We start from the raw sequence: 19,407 nt of genomic DNA on the forward strand, positions 1-19,407 counted from the left end.
ATTTTATGTACTCTAATCAACCTGATATTGGTTATGTTCCAACTCCTCAAGATTTGTTAGAGGATGTTCTCCGTTGGGTGAAAGTTGGTGCTGATGATGTTGTATATGACCTAGGTTGTGGAGATGGACGGGTAGCGATCGCCGCCGCCGAAAAATTTGGGGCGCGGGGAGTTGGTATTGATATTGATCCCGATCGCATTAAGGAAGCCACAGAAAATGCCAAAATAGCCGCCGTTAGCGATCGCGTCATCTTCCGCCAAGCCAACCTGTTTAACAGCAATTTTCAGGAAGCCACAGTTATCTTTATTTATCTGTTACCTCAGCTTAACCTACGTTTAAAACCCCAATTACTCGAACAACTCAAGCCGGGAACCCGCATTGTCTCCCGGGACTTTGATATGGGAGAATGGACTCCCGACGCTGTACTGCATTTAACCCACCCCGAAGAGGAATGCACATTCTATTTTTGGAGTATCCCCAGTCCGGTAAAATAATAAATGTTATTTAGATTCGTAAAAACCAGAAGGTGAAATGGGAACAATGTTAGTTTCTGGCTGGTTATTCATGGCCAGGTTATTCCACACAGCGATCGGCAACCACAAAAACGTCAGATGCTATTAATATTATACCATGAAAATTGCGATTCTATCCCAAGATAGTTCCCTTTACTCTACTCGGAGACTGAAAGAATCAGGGGAACAGCGGGGTCATGAGATGTATGTAATCGATTACCTGCGCTGCTACATGAATATTACCTCCCATAAACCCATGGTCATGTATGGGGGAAAACCCCTAGAAGGATTTGATGCCATTATTCCTCGTATTGGTGCATCTAAAACCTTTTATGGCACTGCTGTTGTCCGCCAATTTGAGATGATGGGTGTATTTACTCCCAATGAGTCTCAAGCCATTTCTCGGTCTCGTGATAAGCTGCGTTGCTTGCAATTATTAGCCCGAGAAGGCATAGGTCTTCCGGTGACTGGGTTTGCCCATTCTACTAAAGATATTGATGGTTTGATTAACGTAGTTGGTGGGGCTCCCTTAGTGATTAAACTGTTAGAAGGAACCCAGGGAATTGGTGTAGTTTTAGCTGAAACATACCAGGCGGCTAAGTCTGTAATTGAGGCATTTCGGGGACTTGATGCCAATATTTTAGTCCAGGAATTTATTAAGGAAGCTGGAGGGGCAGATTTACGCTGTTTTGTAGTTGGTGAAAGGGTAGTAGCTTCCATGAAACGCCAAGGCGCAGAAGGGGAATTTCGGTCTAATCTTCACCGGGGAGGAAGCGCCCAAAAAGTCAAATTAACCCCAGAGGAAAGATCAACCGCTGTCCGCGCTGCTAAAATTATGGGGCTGAAAGTCGCGGGGGTGGATTTATTGCGTTCCAATCATGGACCTGTGGTAATGGAAGTTAACTCCTCACCGGGACTAGAAGGAATTGAGACCGCCACCGGAGTAGATGTACCTAGGAAAATTATGGAGTTTCTGGAAAAGTATGCTGCACAAGGTAATGTGCGCGATCGCACCCAAGGTTAAAATTTCCACTCAAACTAGCCAATTTAATGATATCCTGGAGAAGTCGGTTTCTTTTGTGTATTAACACTCGTTGGATAATTATGGAAGTTAATGACCTAGGATTTGTTGCCAGCATTCTTTTTGTGCTAGTCCCTTCCGTGTTTCTTCTGATTCTGTATATCCAAACCCAGAGTCGCGAAGGCAAAGAAGGATAAATTCAAGTTTTGCCAATTTTTTTTCAAAATTAGAAAAGCGCCGAGGCTCATTGCCAATAGCGCTTTTTTAATTATAATTGAGTTAAACCATTCCCGTTGCCACCATTTGGCGTTGATAGCCAATATTGGCTTCTTTTAGGCGTTTGACCGCTTCCGCCAAGCGATCGCAATCAGCAATCAGACTAATTCTAACATAGCCTTCTCCTCCCGCCCCAAAAGCATTACCTGGAGTCACCACCACCCCAGTTTGTTGTAGGACTGATAGGGCAAAATCCGTTGAAGTCATACCCACGGGACAGGGAGCCCACAAATACATCGCCGCTTTGGGTTTAGGAATATTCCAGCCCAATTCTGCCAATTCTCTGACTAGAAAATCCCGTCGGGTTCTATACCTATTTTGCACTTCTTCCAAGTAGGAATCTGGCAAATTTAAAGCAGTTTCTGCCGCCGATTGTAAAGCAGCAAATAACCCATAATCTAAGTTGGTTTTCAGAGTTCTTAATCCTTGAATAATTCGAGAATTACCAACTACAAAACCCACGCGCCAACCCGCCATATTATAAGTTTTTGACATGGTATGGAACTCGACCCCAATCTCTTTACCTCCCGGAATTTCTAGTAAGCTGGTCGGTTGATAACCATCAAAAGCTAGTTCCGCATAACAGAGGTCATGAACCAATAGAATTTGATGTTTGTGGGCGAAAGCGACTAAATCCTCAAAAAACTCCCTGGGGGCGGTTGCACCTGTGGGATTATTAGGATAATTAAAATAGAGAATTTTGGCGCGGTCAGCAATATGATCCGGGATATCTGCTAAATCTATAATCCAATCATTTTCTGGTTTCAGGCGAATTTTGTAAACATCCCCCCCAGAAATTAACGGACCCCGAAAATGGGCAGGATAAGCCGGATCTGGCGATAAAACCACATCTTGGGGGTTGACATAGGCTAAAGCTAAATGGGTGAGACCTTCTTTAGATCCTAATAGGGGTAACGCTTCACTATTGGGGTCTAGGTTAACTCCATAGCGACGGTGATACCAACGAGTAATGGCGGCGCGGAAACTAGCAGTCCCTTCAAAGGGGGGATAGCCATGATTGGCTGAATTTCGCAAGGCAGCGATCGCCGCTTCTACTACAGGTTCAGGAGTCGGTCCGTCCGGGTTTCCCATACCCAAATCAATCAAATCAAGGCCTTGTTCACAGGCATGGGCTTTCAATTCATCTAATCGCGCAAATACATAGGGGGGAAGTTGTTTAACCCTATCTGCTGGCGTAATCCAATCTAAATTCATGTTTATTTGTGGTTGTTAACTCAAAAGTCAGTTGAGGAAAGAGGGAGGAACTTTTACAGGTTAATTGATGGTGCAATTTATTGTGATTAGTGATTAATTGCCCCTCACCTGAAGACTGATTAAACAGCCCATAGTTAACCTTTAACCCTTAATTGCCCCCACAGGTACAGTAGTAGAAACCATGGCAGCCATTAGTGATTCTGGGCAAACTTTAAAGGGTAGTCGGTGAATGTCAGACTTTTCACCACAGGCAATTTCTGCCCCATGCCTTAACTGGGCTAAGGTAATATTTCCCAATCCCAAATCAGCCAAAGTTTGGGGTAAGCGGATATCGCTATAAAACTTCAACAGTTGTCCTCTAGCAGAAGCTGCCAGTTGATTCCCTTGTAGCATCTCTTCTAGGCGCAACTGTACCAAAATGCCATAGGCGACTTTTTCTCCGTGAAGGGTCTTGTGGGTAGCGCATAGGTGAGTTAAACCATTATGGACAGCATGGGCTGCTACAGTCCGACACTGTGCCCCCCCTAAACCACCGATCGCCCCAGCGAGTAAAACTGTGGCATCAACCACTTCTCGCCAGGTTTGGCTTCCGGGTTCACTGAGGGCGGCTACGGATTTTTGAAACAAAATGTCCCGCAGGACTCTCGCCTGTTGCACTGCTGCCACAATCAGGGTTTCTTCTGAATGTCCACTACTGACTGACGCTTCATACCATTTGGCGATCGCATCTCCAATACCAGCAATTAAAGTCCGCTGGGGCGCTGTTTGAATCAGGCTATAGTCGAGGATTAGCAAATCAGGACACTTGGCTAACCCTACATCATACAAGAATGCTCCCTCATTTGTATAGATATTTGAGAGAGCCGTCCAGGCGGCGCAGGTAGCCCCAGAGGTGGGAATAGTTATAATGGGTAATCTCGTCCTATAAGCTAGGAGTTTGGCGATATCTAAAGATTTTCCGCCGCCAACTCCGATCACCAAGTCCCCTTGATGGTCCGCGCAAATTTGTTGGAGTTTCTCTAAACTGCTTTCGCTACAGTCAGGGGTATAGTTAGCCCAATTAGCCTTGAGTTGATGGGTTTCTATAATCGGTTGTAAATGGGGTTGAATTAATTTTAGGGTGCGATCGCCTCCCACAATTACCGGACGACTACCAAAGGCGGCGATCGCCTCTCCCGCCTCTGCCAGTCTGTCAACTCCTCGAATTACCTGGGCTGGGGCAATACTTAATGCCGGAGTTGGGCTGATCATAGTGGTTTTGGTCAATAGGGGAGAGGATAAAGGTTCCATACAGGCCCTCGCAAAATTCGTTAAGTCGCTAATTCTAGCCGATTTTACCCATAACTGGGAACATCTGCTCCCATTAATTTTTATTTTACATATATCTTGCTAAAACTTCCACAGTTTGCTGTCCGGTTTTCTGCCAGGAAAATTCTTGACATCTACTGAGTCCTTTGTGTCTAAGTTGCCCCGATATTTGTGGATCACTGATTAGGGTTTTCATGGCCGCGCTGATCTCTTCTACTTCATAGGGATTTATCAATATCGCTGCCTCTCCAGCTACTTCCGGCAGTGATGCTAAATTTGAGGTAATTACAGGGGTTCCACAGGCCATAGCTTCTAACACCGGAAACCCGAAACCTTCCCATAAACTTGGGAAAACTAAGGCGATCGCCTGATTAATTATTGACGGTAATTCCTGGGCTGCAACATAGTCTAAAAATTTCACCTGTTCCCTCAGTCCTAATTCTTTTACCTGTTGTTTTAATAAGGGTGTATAGGTGCTGTCACTCGGCCCCGCTAACCACAGTTCATAATCTTTCGGTAATTGGGAAAATGCTGTAATTAGCCTCGGTAGATTTTTATAATGATCATGGCGACCAATATATAAAAAGTAGTTTTGCGTCGGTAAATCTAAAAATTGAAACCTCTGGCGATCGTACCCTAATAAAATCGGAGTAATTTTCCTGGCACTAATTCCCAACATCTCCACTAAACTATTCCCCGTCGCTTCAGAATTACAAACAATATGTTCTGCTTGTTTTAGCACCGCCGGAACATAGGATTTGAAATAAGCCGTTAATCGCGACCCCCGCTTGGGAAATTTGAGCGGAATTAAATCATGAGCCATTACTATTGACCGACAACCTGTATATAAAGGCGCTTCGGGTAAGGGTGAAAACAACAATTTATAACCTGATTTGCGATATATTAATGGTAGTTTAAACTGAGTCCAAATCAATCGCCTTAAATGTCCCTTTGTACCATGCTCAGGAGTCATATTATTCGGGACTTTTTGGCACTCATAACCAGCGATATCATCAGCAGTTAGCAATAAAGGTTCTAGGGGTTTTAACCATGGGATAATATTAGCAGCATATACTGATATCCCTGTGGGTTTCGGTATTACAACTGATAGATTAATGACTAACTGACGCTTCAATTATCATCTCCTCGAATGTCTATAAATGGTAATTATAGCCTGGCTTAATATCCCCAATATTCCCAAACTTCCTCCTTGAGGATATGTTCTTTTAGTTCAATATTCGCTCAATATCAGATAACTTTTACTTTCAATGGGGGTAAAACTATGTGGCACTATTCCCCATTATATTATAGTAGGTTATGGGGAGCTTGTCAATAGGTAATTTTGGATATTTACTAAAAAGCGATCGCCTTCGGGTTAGGGGTGTTTGTGGTGGTGAAAGTACCCTATAAGCGGACACGGTTTCCCATGGTGTTATATTAGGTCAAGATGGGGAGTTTGTCAATGGGGAATGATGATGATTTACCCAAAAGCGATCGCACTTCATAACCAGGAGATATCTACTGTWGGTTGGGAGTTGAGGAAATTCTGGGTATTTACCAAAAAGCGATCGCACTTCATAACCAGGAGATATCTACTGTWGGTTGGGAGTTGAGGAAATTCTGGGTATTTACCAAAAAGCGATCGCACTTCATAACCAGSAGATATCTACTTTGGGTTGAGAGTTGAGGAAATTCTGGGTATTTACCAAAAAGCGATCGCACTTCATAACCAGGAGATATCTACTGTTGGTTGGGAGTTGAGGAAATTCTGGGTATTTACCAAAAAGCGATCGCACTTCATAACCAGGAGATATCTGAGGTTAAATGAAGATTTTATATGGAGTCGATGAAGTCCATTAAATTGTCCGAATTTCTATCAATAACCTAGCCATTTGTTGCTGTATGCTTGACAAAAAGCCGTTTTTGTGAAAAAATATCATCAACATGGTAAAATTGCTCTTTTTATGACAATTTTCGGCTATAAGTGAGACCTCAGCCATTTTTAGCCTCTGGAGTTAAGTTAAATCTTGTGGGTAACGATTCCCAACTGTTGTAAATGCTGACCGAGTTTAGATGGAGTCTGAGAGGGTTGGCTATCCTCTACAGAAACCGATGCTGATGTGTCTGACGGTAACTCTTCTGGCAGAGGAATCCAATGACCACGGCTATCATACCAACGCAACCAAAAGCGCTTTAAGCCTTGGTATTCTCCGCACCACAAGCCGAGACCCAAATCTAATCCAGGAAACCAAAACTGATTGTTGTTTAACTCCTGTTTCTGATAGCGATCGCCTAACAGCTTAAACAACTGTAAACTATTGGTAGTATAGTCAAAAACCACATAGAAAGGAATCCCCAGAATTTGCTCATAAACCTCCCAAGCTGTAGGTTGTTGAGGTGATGATGGTTGTTTTGCGGTTTCATCTCGGCTAGGGAGAAACTCCATAACCATTGCTGGTCGTCGTCCTTCCTTCCAGATATAATAGCCTTGTTCACGAGGTAAATTAACTAGAGATTCAGATAAACCAACCACCGCAAACCAATCTGGATATTCGCACCAAGTCGGGTTTAATGGGTCATAATAGAGACTCATATTATTAGCCATCAAAATCAGATCTCTGGAATATTTAGGAGGTGCAAAAGTTAAGCAAAATAATTCCGACTGTAGCTGATGATAGCTGCGATTATCTCCTGGTTGTTTACATTTATTGATATCCATAATAACTAACCACTATTGACTGTAAATAATTTTATCCCCAAAACCTAGATTTAACATAGTCTAAAACTCCGATTAATTTAGACCAACTAGCCTGGGGATACCAGGGAAAAGTGATTAGGGAAACCACAGTAATCCGTAGTATTCGATACCAGCAAGCCAAACCTTTAGCGTGTTTTTCTAAACTCAGCAGATAGCTATAGATACTATGTTTGAGTTTGAGATGAGGATTTCTCCCAGTAATCGATGAGGGATGGTGAATTACCCCAATGTGGGGAGTCATCCCAATTTGATGTCCGAGTTTACTATAACGCAAACACAGGTCAAAATCTTCGTAATATAAAAAATAATCTTCGTCAAACTGAGGACAGTTTCCGAATTTTTTGAGATTAATTAACAAGCTACAAGCGGTAACCCAGGTAGTGGGGATGCAATCAGAGACGGATGCTGGGAGATGCTGTTGCTGGACAATCAAGCCGCTTTCCTGTATAAATTCTCCTCCCCCAAACCAAACCCGTCCATCAGGTTGATAAACTAATGTTCCCAAAATGGAGAATTGGGGATTTTCGGTCACGACGGCTAAAACTTGGTTAGGGGTATCTTCTGGAATGACAACATCAGGATTAATTAGCCACACCCAAGCATTGTTGTCTCGCTGATAAACCCACTGTAACCCCAAATTACAGGCGCGACCAAATCCTAAATTGTGGGAAGCATCTAAAATAATGACTTGTTTTCTGTGTAGTTTCCAGATGCTTTTATCTTGGGGGGAGTTGTTAACAATAATAATCTGATGGTCAATACTTGAACTATTAGCGATAGATTGAATTAGTGTTTCAATCAAATCAGTAGAGTGATAATTAACAACTATCCAATAAATCACAAAAGCTGGTTTTAGATGTAATCAGAAGTTGGGTTTACAGAACTAACCCCAGGGTAGCCATAATTAAGTTGAGAATAGCATATATATGTCGCCACAGATTCCCATTATTATATAGTAAGTCAAGTCGGATAATTTGTCAAGAGTAAGGATGAAAAAAAAGATGATAGGAGCAATGGGTAAATTGCTCCTACAGAGAGAAGGGAAGAGATGAACGGATTAGGAAAATCCCATCAAGTCAATTCCACCTGAGAATCATCTCCCAACATAAATCGTAAAGCCTTGGGTCTTTGTGGTGCGGTAGTCAATTGAGCGCGGCGACCAATTAGAGTATCAACAATGCGGTGATTAATATTAATAATTTTCGCCTCGGATAAAATCACACTATGCTCAATTTCAGCATCAATCAAATTGACAGCATCAGCAATACTGGTATAAGGACCAATAAAACTATTTTCCAGGTGACAATTTTCGCCAATTATGACGGGACCTCTAACAGTACAGTTAATCAACTTAGTTCCCCGACCAATTTTAACTCGTCCAATAATCTGACTTTGGGGGTCAACATCTCCTTCAACATTATAGGTAGAACGTTCATCCAAAATAATCTGATTAGCACTGAGTAAATCATCTTTTTTGCCAGTATCTAACCACCAACCATCGAGGGTACAAGCATCAACCTTTTTATCAGTGTTAATTAGTTGTTGAATAGCATCAGTAATTTCCAATTCTCCCCTAGCGGAAGGTTGAATATTAGCTATAGCTTCATGAATGGTATTGTCAAAGAAATAAACGCCTACTAAGGCTAAATTAGAGGGAGGATTTTGAGGTTTTTCTACTAACTGTAATACTCTCCCATTATCACCGACAACGGCTACACCAAAAGAGGTGGGATTTTCGACGGGTCGCAGCAAAATCAAGCTATCAAGCTGCTTTTGTTTAAACTGTTCTAAAAAGGGAGATAGGGGATTTTGAATTAGGTTATCTCCCAAGTACATAATAAAGGGAGAATTACCCAAAAAAGGCTGGGCAATTTTTACGGCATGAGCGAGACCAGCGGGGGTATCTTGCAAAATATAAGTAATTTTCGCGCCAAATTGCTCGCCTTTACCTGTCAAAGTTTTAACTTCTTCGCCGGTTTCAGGACTAATAATAATGCCAATATCGGTAATTCCAGCCGCGACAATTCCCTCAATTCCGTACCATAAAATAGGTTTATTAGCGACGGGGACGAGTTGTTTTGCACCAGTATAAGTGAGGGGTCTTAGTCGAGTTCCTTTACCACCAGAAAGAATTAATGCTTTCATTAAAATTCACCAAATTAGGACTGTTTTTGAAAAGTTTTTAACAGGCTTATCGCCTGTTTTAGTGATGTTTTAGCCTTGATTAATTAGGGTTTTGAGCATAGTTCGGAGTCCAGACCGCCACTGAGGAGGATGATTTCCCAGGAGGGTTGCCAACTTTTTACCATTCAAAACCGAATAAGCCGGACGACGCGCGGGAGTAGGATATTCAGCGGTTGTAATGGGAATGACCTGTTGAATTTTGAGAGGTACACCCAATAATTTAGCTTCCTCAAAAATAGCGATCGCAAAATCATACCAACTGGTAACACCACTATTGGTATAATGATAGATACCAGATGTTTCTGAATTTAATTGGGGAATTAACTGGACAATTGCGGTTGCTAAATCTCCTGTCCAGGTGGGAGTCCCCACTTGATCCATGACGACTCTCAACTCTTCTCGTTCCCGACCTAAACGGAGCATGGTTTTGACAAAATTTCCGGTTCCTCCTGCGCCATAAACCCAGGCGGTGCGAATAATGGCATAATTGGCATCAGTGGCTAAAATGGCTTGTTCTCCGGCTAATTTTGATGCACCATACTGTCCTAATGGGTTGGTGGGGTCGGTTTCGACATAGGGATGGCTTTGGGTGCCATCAAAGACATAATCGGTGGAGACGTGAATTAATTTAGCATTAATCCGCTGGCTTTCGGCTGCTAAAATGCCGGGTGCTATGCCGTTAATAGCGGTAGCTAAATCGGTTTCTGTTTCGGCTTTATCAACGGCTGTATAGGCGGCGGCATTAACGACTATATGGGGTTTGATCTCTGCCATTAATGATGATATAGCATCAGGTTTAGCTAAATCTAGGGTATCTCGTCCGACGKCGAAAACTTCACCCAGGGGAGTGAGTAAAGGTTGTAATTCCGACCCTAATTGTCCGTTTTTTCCGGTTAGTAAAATACGCATTATTCAAAAACTTCTGCATTGGTCAAGGTGTGGGCATTTTTATCTTTTTCAGATAATTTAGGTTCTAGGGATTCTAGGGGCCATTCAATGGCGATGTCTGGGTCATTCCAGAGAAGCGATCGCTCATACTGTGGTGCATAATAATCAGTGGTTTTATAGAGAACTTCGGCTACAGGAGAGGTTACTAAAAAACCATGAGCAAACCCGGGAGGAATCCATAATTGTTGCTTATTTTCAGCACTGAGATAATAGCCTACCCACTGACCAAAAGTCGGGGAACTTTTCCGAATATCTACTGCTACATCAAAGACTTCTCCCAGGACTACCCTCAGTAGTTTACCTTGGGTTTGTTGAATTTGATAATGGAGACCCCGCAACACTCCTTGACTAGACCGAGAATGATTGTCTTGTACAAAGTCTGTGGTCACACCTGTTTTTTCGGTAAATACTTTCTGGTTAAAACTTTCAAAGAAAAAACCGCGATGGTCTCCAAAAACTTTCGGTTCTACCAGGAAAACATCAGGAATTTTCGTGGGAATAACGTTCATTTGACAGTTCCACAAAATGACATCAATCTCTAGTTTACTATATGGGGGGATATAAAATAATCAAAGTGGAGTAATTTGCACAATTATCTGTCCATTGAGGCGAAAAAATTGATGTTGCTCTGGGTCATAAACCCAAGCCTTGATTTGGGTTTCTCCGGGTGGTAGAGATTGGGGGGGGAGGGTGGTTGTCCATCTTGATTGTTGGTAGCGATCGCTTTGGAGAATATCGGCTAAGTCAGGACTGTATAAGTTTACATAAGCACTAGCAAAAAATAGCTGTTGGTCGTCTTTAGATAAAAATACTAATTGTGGTTGTTGGTCTCGGTCTGGTAAAATAGCCCAACCTCTAAGAGTTAAGGATTCTGATGATTGAATGACTTGGGGAAAATCAGGATTTAAGGGAAAGTCAATATAACCATAGTTTAAGTCAGGATTATCGGTGAATTTAAGCTGGTTGGCGAAGTTTCTAAAGCCGATATTTTGGAGAGATTCTACGCCTTCTTGAATCCACCAAGTCGATCTACTGAGTGGTAGTAAACAACGTTGCGGGGAGTTTTGAAAAAAGGTTGATTGTGAGTCCAAATATGGAAATAAATATAGACAAGTTTGGGCGGTTTGGCTATAAAATAAATTGGTCTGAACTCTGGCGATCGCATTTCCTGAACTCACCCAAACCAAACAGGCTAAAATTCCACAAATAAAGCTATAAATTAAAGTAGGAATAGGCAAGTTAAAACTAGCATACTTCTCAGAAATCCACTGAATGCTGAGATAAACTATGGCAATTAGTAATAATGTGGTATGGCTGGTATAGCGAACGGCTGTTAGGGGATAGTTCGCGCCTAAATCTACTCTTCCCCAGGTCATTAATAGAGATGTTAATAGGGAAAATATGCCCAAAGAAATCCAGGGACTAGCATCTAAAAATGTTTGAAATTTGGAGTATTTTCGGCTATGATAGTATAGTAAATACAGGAAAAATATGATAATTACTAAGCCTAATAACCAGGAGATTTGGGGAGATTGAACTATGGGTGCAGCGAGAACATTTAACCAAAAGTGAATAAAGGTATAAACTCGCTCCCAACCAGAGAGGGTAATAGATAATGGTTCCCGTTGATAACCAATGGCATATAATCCACAGGATAGCAAAAAGAGGAGTAACCAAATAAGCGATCGCTTTCTTTGTTGTGTAGCATTTCCTGGTAGAGAAATTAGGGAAGGCATAACCGCCAACCAGGACACCAAACCTTGAGCGGAGGAAAAACTAGCGATCGCACATAAACCAGCAGCTATCAAGAACTTATGGCGAGGATTTAAGGGACTTGGCATGAAGATTAACAGGGCGAAAATGATGCAAAAGTTAATCAAAAAAATGGGGATTTGAAATCCCCAAAGCCATTCTTGATTGAGGGAAAAAAACAGAATACAGGCGAGAAAATTAGCGAGATGAAAGAGGTAAATATGAGTCACCCCATTAGCTGAAAGTGACAATTTATATAACCCCAAAAACGAGATAATTGCCAGACCCAGACTAAAATATAATTCGGCTTTAATATTCCATTGTGACAGAAAACCCAGACCGATAAAAATCAGTCTGGGAAAGAAAATTCTATGGGTGTTGTGAAGAGCAAATAAATCAGGAAAGGTTAAATTTCCGGTAGCGGTCTTTTCAAATAAACCGGGTAAAACCCACTGGTCAAAGGAAGGCACATCTACAGCAAAGTACCCCACAAAAGCGATCGCAGATAGCACAGGAAGTAGATAACCAACCCACAACCCAGAATGATGAAATTTAAGTAGCGATCGCCGAGGGGTATCAAACATTTAAAGTCAATTAGGCTTATCTCAAGTTAGTGATACTTTCAAACTTACCTGTGAGTCGGCTAAACAGCATTTGCAAAACCGTGCGCTTACCGATATTAACCTTAGTATTGACCGCCATACCAGACTGCAATTTAATTGTCACCTCCTGTCCTGGTACATCTTCATTGAGCATAAAATATTGTCTTTCCAGCTTAATATTTGCCCTAAAGGAAAAGAATGGGCGACCTTCTTCTGGAGGAATAGCATTTTGGCTAATCCATATCAACTCACCCGGAACCGTGCCAAACTCATTAGAAGGGAAGGCATCAATATTAACTTCCACGCCAATACACTGATCATCAGCAATACCAATTTGCTCTCGCGCCGCCGCCGAGGTAGGACAGATACAGTCTTTTTCCACCTGACACTCAATCACCTCTCCTGCCACTTCCTTGCCGTCAAAAGGAGTCAACAACTCCCGTTTAACCCGCAGAGCATTTAACACCAGTGCCATATCACTATTATTGATATGAACTTCTGCTTTTAAGCCTTCATCATCATCTAAAATCGTCAGCAGAGGTTGAGTTTGTTGAGCCTCAAAATAGGCTTCATCACAACGAGAAGGCATCGGATCGCCAGGTCGGAGAATAGAATTGATGACATAGGAGCAAATCTCATCCTGATTCATATCCAAAGCAGCATTAGATTTAGTCGAGGGCTCTAATTCAAAGATAATCCCCGATGCGGGCGCTCTCAAAACCTGAGTATTTCTCTGTTCCTGCAACTTTTCAATTTGAGACTTAATGTCAGAGATTCTTTTTTCATTGTCCAACCGCAAACGGCTGAGTTGAGAATCAGCGCTGGCAATTTGTTTATGATTTTCTTGAATACGACTATAGATATCTCTAGCCCAGGAGTCCTTAGTATTTCGCAACTCTTCCTGAGCGCGGGTGATGGAAGCCAGCGTGCGCTGTTCTTCATTTTCCATGCGTTGAATTTCTGCCCGTTGCTCTTGAATATCCCGACGGCGCTGATTAATTTCACCTTGGCGCTGTTCAATGTTATCTTGTTGTCCGATGACTTCATTTTGACTTCTGAGTATTTCCTGTTCCCGCTGTTTTCGCTGTAAGTCAGACATAGCCCCTTGCTCAACCAAGGGAGAAATCTGAGCTAAAATCGACTCATTAACATTCAGGATTTGCTCAGACTTAGATAACTGATTGCGAGCCAAGTTTAACTGCTGTTCCGAATAAGCCAATTGATTTTGTATATATTCGAGCTTTTCGGTGGCAGCACGCAGAGAATCTCGATTTTGTTGAAGCTGTCTTTCCAGTTCTACAATTTTCAGTTGGCTGGTAGTCACTCTTGATTGGTATTCAGCGCGATAGTTAGCGACCAAACCAGCCATAGCCGGGCTAAAACTCATAGCAGTTCCTCGGTCATGGTAAAGTTCGTCCACCAAGGATTGTAGAGTTTGATTTTCTTGAATGCGAGCTTCTCGGTCTCTGACCAAATCTGCTAACTGTGGGGGTAAGTTAGTGGTAATTTGATTATTAACAATGCTCTCATAGAACTCGTTTTCCTTTTCTAGGGCGGCTCGCAAACTTTCAACGGCGCGCAGATCAGCGCTAGGATTAGTGGGGCTAAAAGTCAGTATAGGCTGATTTCTTTCGACCCGATCGCCATTTTCGACGTGCAAGCGGACCACCGCGCCAGTAGTTGGGGCTTGAATTTCCCTAGCTCCCGATGTCAGGGCCAATTGTCCCATAGCTGGGACTGTTTGCTCAATATTAGCAAAATAAGCCCAAATGACGGATGTGGTGCTTACTAGCATAATCATCCACAGAAACAAGTGGGAGAGGAGACCAGGTTTTTCTAGGATGACCGGTTGTTCAGAAATAGATGCTGATTTCATAAGTTCTGTTATCTGTTGTTCAATACCAATAGAAAATGCTTAAAAACTCGACTCCTCTACCACCAATGACGTTGATCGCCTTACTGTTGTGCCTCTTGCTGTTGATACAGGCAATAGTAACGTCCTTTGATAGCCATTAACTCATCATGGGTTCCTTGTTCTACAATGGAGCCTTGATCCATCATAATGATAGCATCAGCATTTTTGATAGCGCTGAGGCGGTGGGTAATAAAGAATACGGTGCGATCATGAAATTCTTGACTGAGATTTTGACTAACTAAGCGTTCTGACTGATAATCGAGGGCGCTAGTTGCCTCATCAAGAATCAATAGTCTTGGCTTTTGGAGAACGGTACGGGCGATCGCAATCCGTTGTCGCTGTCCACCGGAGAGACCGGAACCACGCTCACCCACCACCGTATTGTACCCATTAGGTAAACCCATAATAAACTCATGGGCATCAGCGACCTTAGCGGCTCGGATAATTTCATCGGTACTAGCTTCTGGGTTAGTGAGGGCGATATTTTCCTGTACTGTCCCACTAAATAGCAAAGTATCCTGAAGCACCACCCCAATTTGACGACGGAGGGAATATAGTTCGACCTTATTGATATCGTAATTATCAATTTTAACCCGGCCGGACATAGGTGGATAGAGACGTTCGAGGATTTTCATCAAGGTACTTTTACCCGAACCACTCAACCCGACAATTGCCACAAAGGAACCGGCTGGGAATTCTAAATTAATATTTGCCAATTGCAAAGGGCCACTGGGTCCAAAACGGAAAGATACCTCTTCAAAGATAACAGAGCCATCAATTTCCGGCATGGGGATATTATTGCGATCGGCTTCGTCAGCTTCGGGAGCAGTATCTAAGACATCTCGCAGACGTTCTACAGACATTCCCACCTCTTGGAAACTCTGCCACACACTGACAAAGCGCAACAGAGATCCGGTGACGTTTCCGGCAATAATTCGGAAGGCAATCAATCCCCCGATAGTTAATTCATTGTTAATTACCAAATATGCACCTACCCACAATAGGGCTAGGGCTGAAAGTTTATTCAAAAAGCCACTAATGGAGTTAGCAGCGGTCTGGGTGAGAATAGTTTTAAAACTAGAGCTCATATAACGGGCATAGCGTCCCTGCCATTCCCAGCGGGAGGTCAACTCAATATTTTGAGCTTTGACGGTTTGCATACCGTTAAGCACCTCCACCAGATAGGCTTGGGAGTGACCGTACAACTCGGCTTTTCTCCTGAGTAGTCTTTGGATAATCGGGGAGTTGATGACAATAATCAGAGCAAACAGGGGTAGGGGTGCTAAGGCTACTAGAGCCATAGTCACATTCAGATAGAACATGACCGCCACATAAACGACGGAGAAAACCGCGTCTAACACAACCGTTAAGGCTGTACCTGTGAGGAAGTTACGAATATTACTGAGTTCCCCAACCCGTGCCATCAAGTCTCCTACTTTGCGGTTATCGAAATAGTTGAGAGGTAGGCGCAATAGGTGGTCAATTACTTCGGAACTGAGTTTAACATCGAGTCGGTTGGTGGTATCAACAAACAGGTATGTTCGCAAGGCTGAGAGTAGGGCTTCAAATAGAGCTACCCCCAACATCAAAAATGCCAAAATATTGAGAGCGTCAATGTTACGCTGTCCCATCACCTTATCGATGATGATCATGGTCAGCAGGGGGTTAACCAAGCCGAAGAGTTGCACAAAGAAGGAGGAGAGCAGGACTTCTATAAAGACTCCCCGGTGTTCCATAATGGCTGGCACAAACCACCAAAAGCTGAACTGTTCCTGCTGATCACCTTTGGTTTCTTGGAGTAGGAGAACTTGACAGGCTTCTCCGTAAACTTCCACAAACTGGCCAGGGCGCATCTTTACTATCCCTTCTTCCGGGGATGCCATGACCAGTTGTTTTTCGCTGATGCTATAAATGATGGCAAAGCTATTTCGCCACGGGATCATGGCGGGAGCTTTGAGTCGGCACAAGGCTTTGGAGGGGACTTGCACTAACTGGGCGGTAATTCCCATCATTTGAGCGATCGCCCCACAGGCTTGTAGGGTTAGAGAACCCGCCGTTTCTAGCTGACCTTCAATGATGCGCCTAATTAGTTCTTTGCGGAAATTTACCCGAAAATGCTTGCTCAACATATTAAAGCAAGCTAAGGGAGCGTCAACAGTACCCCGTCCCCGCACTACGGGAAATCTTTGAATTTGTTGGGAGGAGTCTATTTCTGGCTCTGGGGGGGTTTCTGGCGCAGGGATAACATGGGGTAATAATGCTTTTAACCCGTCTTGTGATGTGTCTTTTTCCGATATTACTTCGGTGTGTGTCGGAGCCTGTCGCAACCCTACCAGTCGCGCTCCCCTGGGTCCTTCTACTTTCAGGCTTTTACCCAAGGTTTCTAAATTGATGCCATTTCCGACGGAGTAATCTCCCACCACTCCGCTACTAACTAACCAGAGTCGATTAGTATCTAGTCTGAATTTTAGATCTGAGCCTTTGGTTTGACCGTTTAGCAGGTTGACGACGATCGCATCTGGCCAATATTCTTTGGTCATTTCTTTGATGTTACCGCCGGAGTTCGCTACCTGTTGCAGGTTTTGGCTCAGTAACTCAAATACTTCTGATATGGCTGCATGGTCTCTAAATGCCTCCGCAAACTGGGGCTCTTTATCCATTAGTTTAATAAAGACCGCCGCCGGGATGCTTATACAAATCATCTCTGTCGAAGCGATCACTGTTTCGCAGGGAACTCCCCTTAGTAAACCAGCCCATCCCAGGATTTCTTTGGCTCCTAGTAGTTGTAAGCTGGTATGGCGTTGGCTTCTGGAGTCATAAGCTAACAGTCGAGCTTGTCCCTGATAAATTACTGCTACCTGGGTGGGGAGTTTGTCTCGCTCAAAAATTGGTTGTCCTGTCCGGTAGCTTAATAACTGACATTGGGGTAATATATCTCGTAGCCCCTTTTCGCTGATGCGATCGAAGGGGCTAGTTTCCAGCAGAAATTCCTGGATCTGTAGGTTGGAAACGGCAGATGTGGTCATGATACGGAAGACACCTCAGTATGCAGGGGTTCAAGACAGCCAACTTTGGCTATTTCCTCTCGGAGCCAAGTCTCAAATAGTTCGTCAATTAAATGACGGCGCATGGACTCATCGAGTTGGGCTGGGATGAATTTTTCTAGTCTAATAATTACCATCCATTCTGATAAGGGACGCGGGGGCCACAGTTGTCCCGGTTGACTTACTGCTAACAGTTTACTAATTGCTGGGTGGGGTTGGGCTAAGGACACCGGCCCCATGATTCCCCCAGTCCGAGATTCTGGCCCCTCTGAGTATTCCCGTGCCGCTTCGGAAAATTCTTGCTCTCCTTCGGATATACGAAAATACAATTCGTGGGCTAGTCCAGGATTTTTGGTCCTGATTAAAGAATACACTACATGATCTAGGCTACTTTTCCTGGTGATAAAGTAGCTTTCTACTTTGTTAGTCCACCGTTCCCGCTTGAATTTTTCTATTTTAATCGGACGCTCGGCGATCGCCTGAGCTTCTTCTAAGGTTAGTTTATTTAAGTTTAACCAGGCCTTTTGAGCTTCTGGAGAGGTCAGTTGGTGTTGGGCTGCAAATTTTTCCAGCGCCGCCGCTGCTTCCTCTTCTGTGCAGGTAATCTCGGCGATCGCTTCGTCTAAAATTACCTCACGCACAAATGGCACCATCATCTGATAGTGCTTTAGCCGCGACGGGATCTCCTCTGCCTTAATAATAGTCTCTCCGACTTTATACACTCCGGTCATTGCTCTCTCCCACTGACTGGGGCTTCCCCCTGAGCTTTTATCGCTTCACTACCCTAGGGTAATGATTGTGTTTATGCAAGTTTTTCATATTAAGCACCGATGATAACAGACCTTTTGCCGCTCCTGTCCTGACGAAGCAAAACAAGTTTCGGTTCCGCCTGCCATACCACTGGCTTCCCTAAATTATTGCCTAATATATTCTACATATTGCATCATCAGTTCAGCTACTCTCTCTTATATACCATTGCCAATCTGTAGCGATCGCATCAGGAACATTAATTGACCCCCCCTCAATTGCTGATCTCCTCTTTTCCCCTTCTCCACAACATTTAAACATTTTTTTATTTGGGCTATTGACAAATTCCGTGTTTTGTGATATGCCTTACACTTAATTAAGGTAATGAGTCCAGACCAATTATGGCCATAATTCCCCAAACTGGTGACGCGCCAGCCATAATTAGCACAGTGGCTAGGCGGGGGATACTGGCTGAGAGACTCAGGACTAAGTAGGGATAGACACCTGGAAACTCTTGATATATATGGCTTTGGTAGTGATTGGTGTTTCCGGTTAACCTCCTCAAAGTTGGGGTTATCTGGGATATTGGCGAAAATTTGCACAAAACAGGACAATTATACCTTCCTATATTGTACAAAATTTAATTATAATGTCAAGTGCCTCAAAAATAAAGTTTTCTGACAATAAGATAAAAGCCGATTTTGTGGAGTTTAAGCAATGACAATTAACCGATAATTGGCGATTAATTGAAAGCCTGTTAAAGCCGAATTATGGGATAATTGGCGGTMAAAATTAGGGAGTGTGGTGGCGACCATAAAAAACCCAAACCCCATTACAGCCTGTTCAGAAATCATCTGATCACTTCTCAAAGTCCCTCTCCCTCTCTGGGATCCAGATTTAGGGTGAGGGCAATGTATTAAGCGACTGGTGAACAAGCTGTAAGTTAAGGTGGTGAGTCCAGACCAATTATGGCCATAATTCCCCAAACTGGTGACGCGCCAGCCATAATTAGCACAGTGGCTAGGCGGGGGATACTAGGTAAGAGACTCAGGACTAAGTAGGGATAGACACCTGGAAACTCTTGATATATATGGCTTTGATAGTGATTGGTGTTTCCGGTTAACC

The 19,407-nt window shown here is 43.3% G+C and carries 20 protein-coding genes; 4 read left to right on the forward strand and 16 right to left on the reverse strand.

Features of this window, described 5'->3' with window-relative positions:
* Nucleotides 1–5: 5 nt before the first annotated feature.
* The 3 genes from B9T16_RS08520 (at nucleotide 6) to psbM (ending at nucleotide 1,730) form a co-directional block, all read left to right on the forward strand.
* On the forward strand, nucleotides 6–494 hold the full coding sequence (locus B9T16_RS08520; protein WP_006617303.1) for an SAM-dependent methyltransferase: 489 nt from the start codon (nucleotides 6–8) through the stop codon (nucleotides 492–494).
* A 136-nt stretch (nucleotides 495–630) separates the two neighbouring features.
* Nucleotides 631–1,536 (forward strand): 30S ribosomal protein S6--L-glutamate ligase, encoded by a 906-nt coding sequence (gene rimK / locus B9T16_RS08525; RefSeq protein ID WP_006617302.1) that lies wholly within the window; start codon nucleotides 631–633, stop codon nucleotides 1,534–1,536.
* An 80-nt stretch (nucleotides 1,537–1,616) separates the two neighbouring features.
* On the forward strand, nucleotides 1,617–1,730 hold the full coding sequence (psbM, locus tag B9T16_RS08530) for a photosystem II reaction center protein PsbM (protein WP_006617301.1): 114 nt from the start codon (nucleotides 1,617–1,619) through the stop codon (nucleotides 1,728–1,730).
* An 82-nt stretch (nucleotides 1,731–1,812) separates the two neighbouring features.
* Here the strand turns inward: psbM and B9T16_RS08535 are convergent, their stop codons facing one another.
* The 3 genes from B9T16_RS08535 to B9T16_RS08545 all read right to left on the reverse strand — a co-directional run bounded on the left by B9T16_RS08535 (nucleotide 1,813) and on the right by B9T16_RS08545 (nucleotide 5,467).
* Complete coding sequence (locus tag B9T16_RS08535) at nucleotides 1,813–3,024, reverse strand: aspartate aminotransferase (protein WP_006617300.1); 1,212 nt, start codon at nucleotides 3,022–3,024, stop codon at nucleotides 1,813–1,815.
* A gap of 141 nt (nucleotides 3,025–3,165) precedes the next feature.
* Entirely contained in the window at nucleotides 3,166–4,314 is a 1,149-nt protein-coding gene (locus B9T16_RS08540) for an iron-containing alcohol dehydrogenase family protein (protein WP_006617299.1), read from the reverse strand.
* An 85-nt stretch (nucleotides 4,315–4,399) separates the two neighbouring features.
* Nucleotides 4,400–5,467, reverse strand: coding sequence for a glycosyltransferase family 4 protein (locus B9T16_RS08545; RefSeq protein ID WP_006617298.1), 1,068 nt, complete (start codon nucleotides 5,465–5,467; stop codon nucleotides 4,400–4,402).
* A 541-nt stretch (nucleotides 5,468–6,008) separates the two neighbouring features.
* On the opposite strand from B9T16_RS08545, the gene B9T16_RS08550 reads away from it, so the two are divergent.
* Nucleotides 6,009–6,182, forward strand: a complete 174-nt coding sequence (locus B9T16_RS08550; protein WP_410244543.1) for a hypothetical protein — start codon at nucleotides 6,009–6,011, stop codon at nucleotides 6,180–6,182.
* 6 nt (nucleotides 6,183–6,188) lie between these two features.
* Here the strand turns inward: B9T16_RS08550 and B9T16_RS08555 are convergent, their stop codons facing one another.
* The 13 genes from B9T16_RS08555 to B9T16_RS08615 form a co-directional block, all read right to left on the reverse strand.
* Nucleotides 6,189–6,332, reverse strand: a complete 144-nt coding sequence (locus B9T16_RS08555; RefSeq protein WP_161783016.1) for a hypothetical protein — start codon at nucleotides 6,330–6,332, stop codon at nucleotides 6,189–6,191.
* Between the two features lie 20 nt (nucleotides 6,333–6,352).
* A complete protein-coding gene (locus tag B9T16_RS08560) occupies nucleotides 6,353–7,051 on the reverse strand; it encodes a Uma2 family endonuclease (protein ID WP_317270029.1) in 699 nt (232 codons plus the stop codon).
* A gap of 31 nt (nucleotides 7,052–7,082) precedes the next feature.
* Nucleotides 7,083–7,931 carry a glycosyltransferase family 2 protein gene (locus B9T16_RS08565; protein ID WP_410244544.1) on the reverse strand — a complete coding sequence of 283 codons (849 nt, stop codon included), beginning with the start codon at nucleotides 7,929–7,931 and terminating at the stop codon, nucleotides 7,083–7,085.
* Nucleotides 7,932–8,161: 230 nt separating this feature from the next.
* Nucleotides 8,162–9,235 carry a glucose-1-phosphate thymidylyltransferase gene (locus B9T16_RS08570; RefSeq protein WP_410244545.1) on the reverse strand — a complete coding sequence of 358 codons (1,074 nt, stop codon included), beginning with the start codon at nucleotides 9,233–9,235 and terminating at the stop codon, nucleotides 8,162–8,164.
* 69 nt (nucleotides 9,236–9,304) lie between these two features.
* Complete coding sequence (gene rfbD / locus B9T16_RS08575) at nucleotides 9,305–10,183, reverse strand: dTDP-4-dehydrorhamnose reductase (RefSeq protein WP_410244546.1); 879 nt, start codon at nucleotides 10,181–10,183, stop codon at nucleotides 9,305–9,307.
* Nucleotides 10,183–10,731, reverse strand: a complete 549-nt coding sequence (rfbC, locus tag B9T16_RS08580; RefSeq protein WP_014275717.1) for a dTDP-4-dehydrorhamnose 3,5-epimerase — start codon at nucleotides 10,729–10,731, stop codon at nucleotides 10,183–10,185. The genes rfbD and rfbC overlap by 1 nt, the downstream gene beginning before the upstream one ends.
* Nucleotides 10,732–10,791: 60 nt before the next feature.
* Nucleotides 10,792–12,558, reverse strand: coding sequence for a hypothetical protein (locus tag B9T16_RS08585; protein WP_410244547.1), 1,767 nt, complete (start codon nucleotides 12,556–12,558; stop codon nucleotides 10,792–10,794).
* 16 nt (nucleotides 12,559–12,574) lie between these two features.
* Complete coding sequence (locus tag B9T16_RS08590; RefSeq protein ID WP_410244548.1) at nucleotides 12,575–14,452, reverse strand: chromosome partitioning protein ParA; 1,878 nt, start codon at nucleotides 14,450–14,452, stop codon at nucleotides 12,575–12,577.
* 80 nt (nucleotides 14,453–14,532) lie between these two features.
* Entirely contained in the window at nucleotides 14,533–17,517 is a 2,985-nt protein-coding gene (locus tag B9T16_RS08595) for an ABC transporter transmembrane domain-containing protein (protein WP_410244549.1), read from the reverse strand.
* Entirely contained in the window at nucleotides 17,514–18,266 is a 753-nt protein-coding gene (locus B9T16_RS08600) for a peptidylprolyl isomerase (protein WP_006618578.1), read from the reverse strand. Before B9T16_RS08600 ends, B9T16_RS08595 begins: the two co-directional genes overlap by 4 nt.
* 234 nt (nucleotides 18,267–18,500) lie before the next feature.
* Nucleotides 18,501–18,896, reverse strand: a complete 396-nt coding sequence (locus B9T16_RS08605; protein WP_014275715.1) for a hypothetical protein — start codon at nucleotides 18,894–18,896, stop codon at nucleotides 18,501–18,503.
* Nucleotides 18,897–18,992: 96 nt separating this feature from the next.
* Nucleotides 18,993–19,151: a hypothetical protein gene (locus B9T16_RS08610; RefSeq protein ID WP_410244550.1), complete on the reverse strand. Its 159-nt coding sequence runs from the start codon at nucleotides 19,149–19,151 to the stop codon at nucleotides 18,993–18,995.
* Nucleotides 19,152–19,225: 74 nt separating this feature from the next.
* On the reverse strand, nucleotides 19,226–19,407 hold a 182-nt coding region (locus B9T16_RS08615; protein ID WP_410244551.1), incomplete at its 5' end, for a hypothetical protein.

It is taken from the genome of Arthrospira sp. PCC 8006 (assembly GCF_046480465.1).
Lineage (GTDB): Bacteria > Cyanobacteriota > Cyanobacteriia > Cyanobacteriales > Microcoleaceae > Limnospira > Limnospira platensis.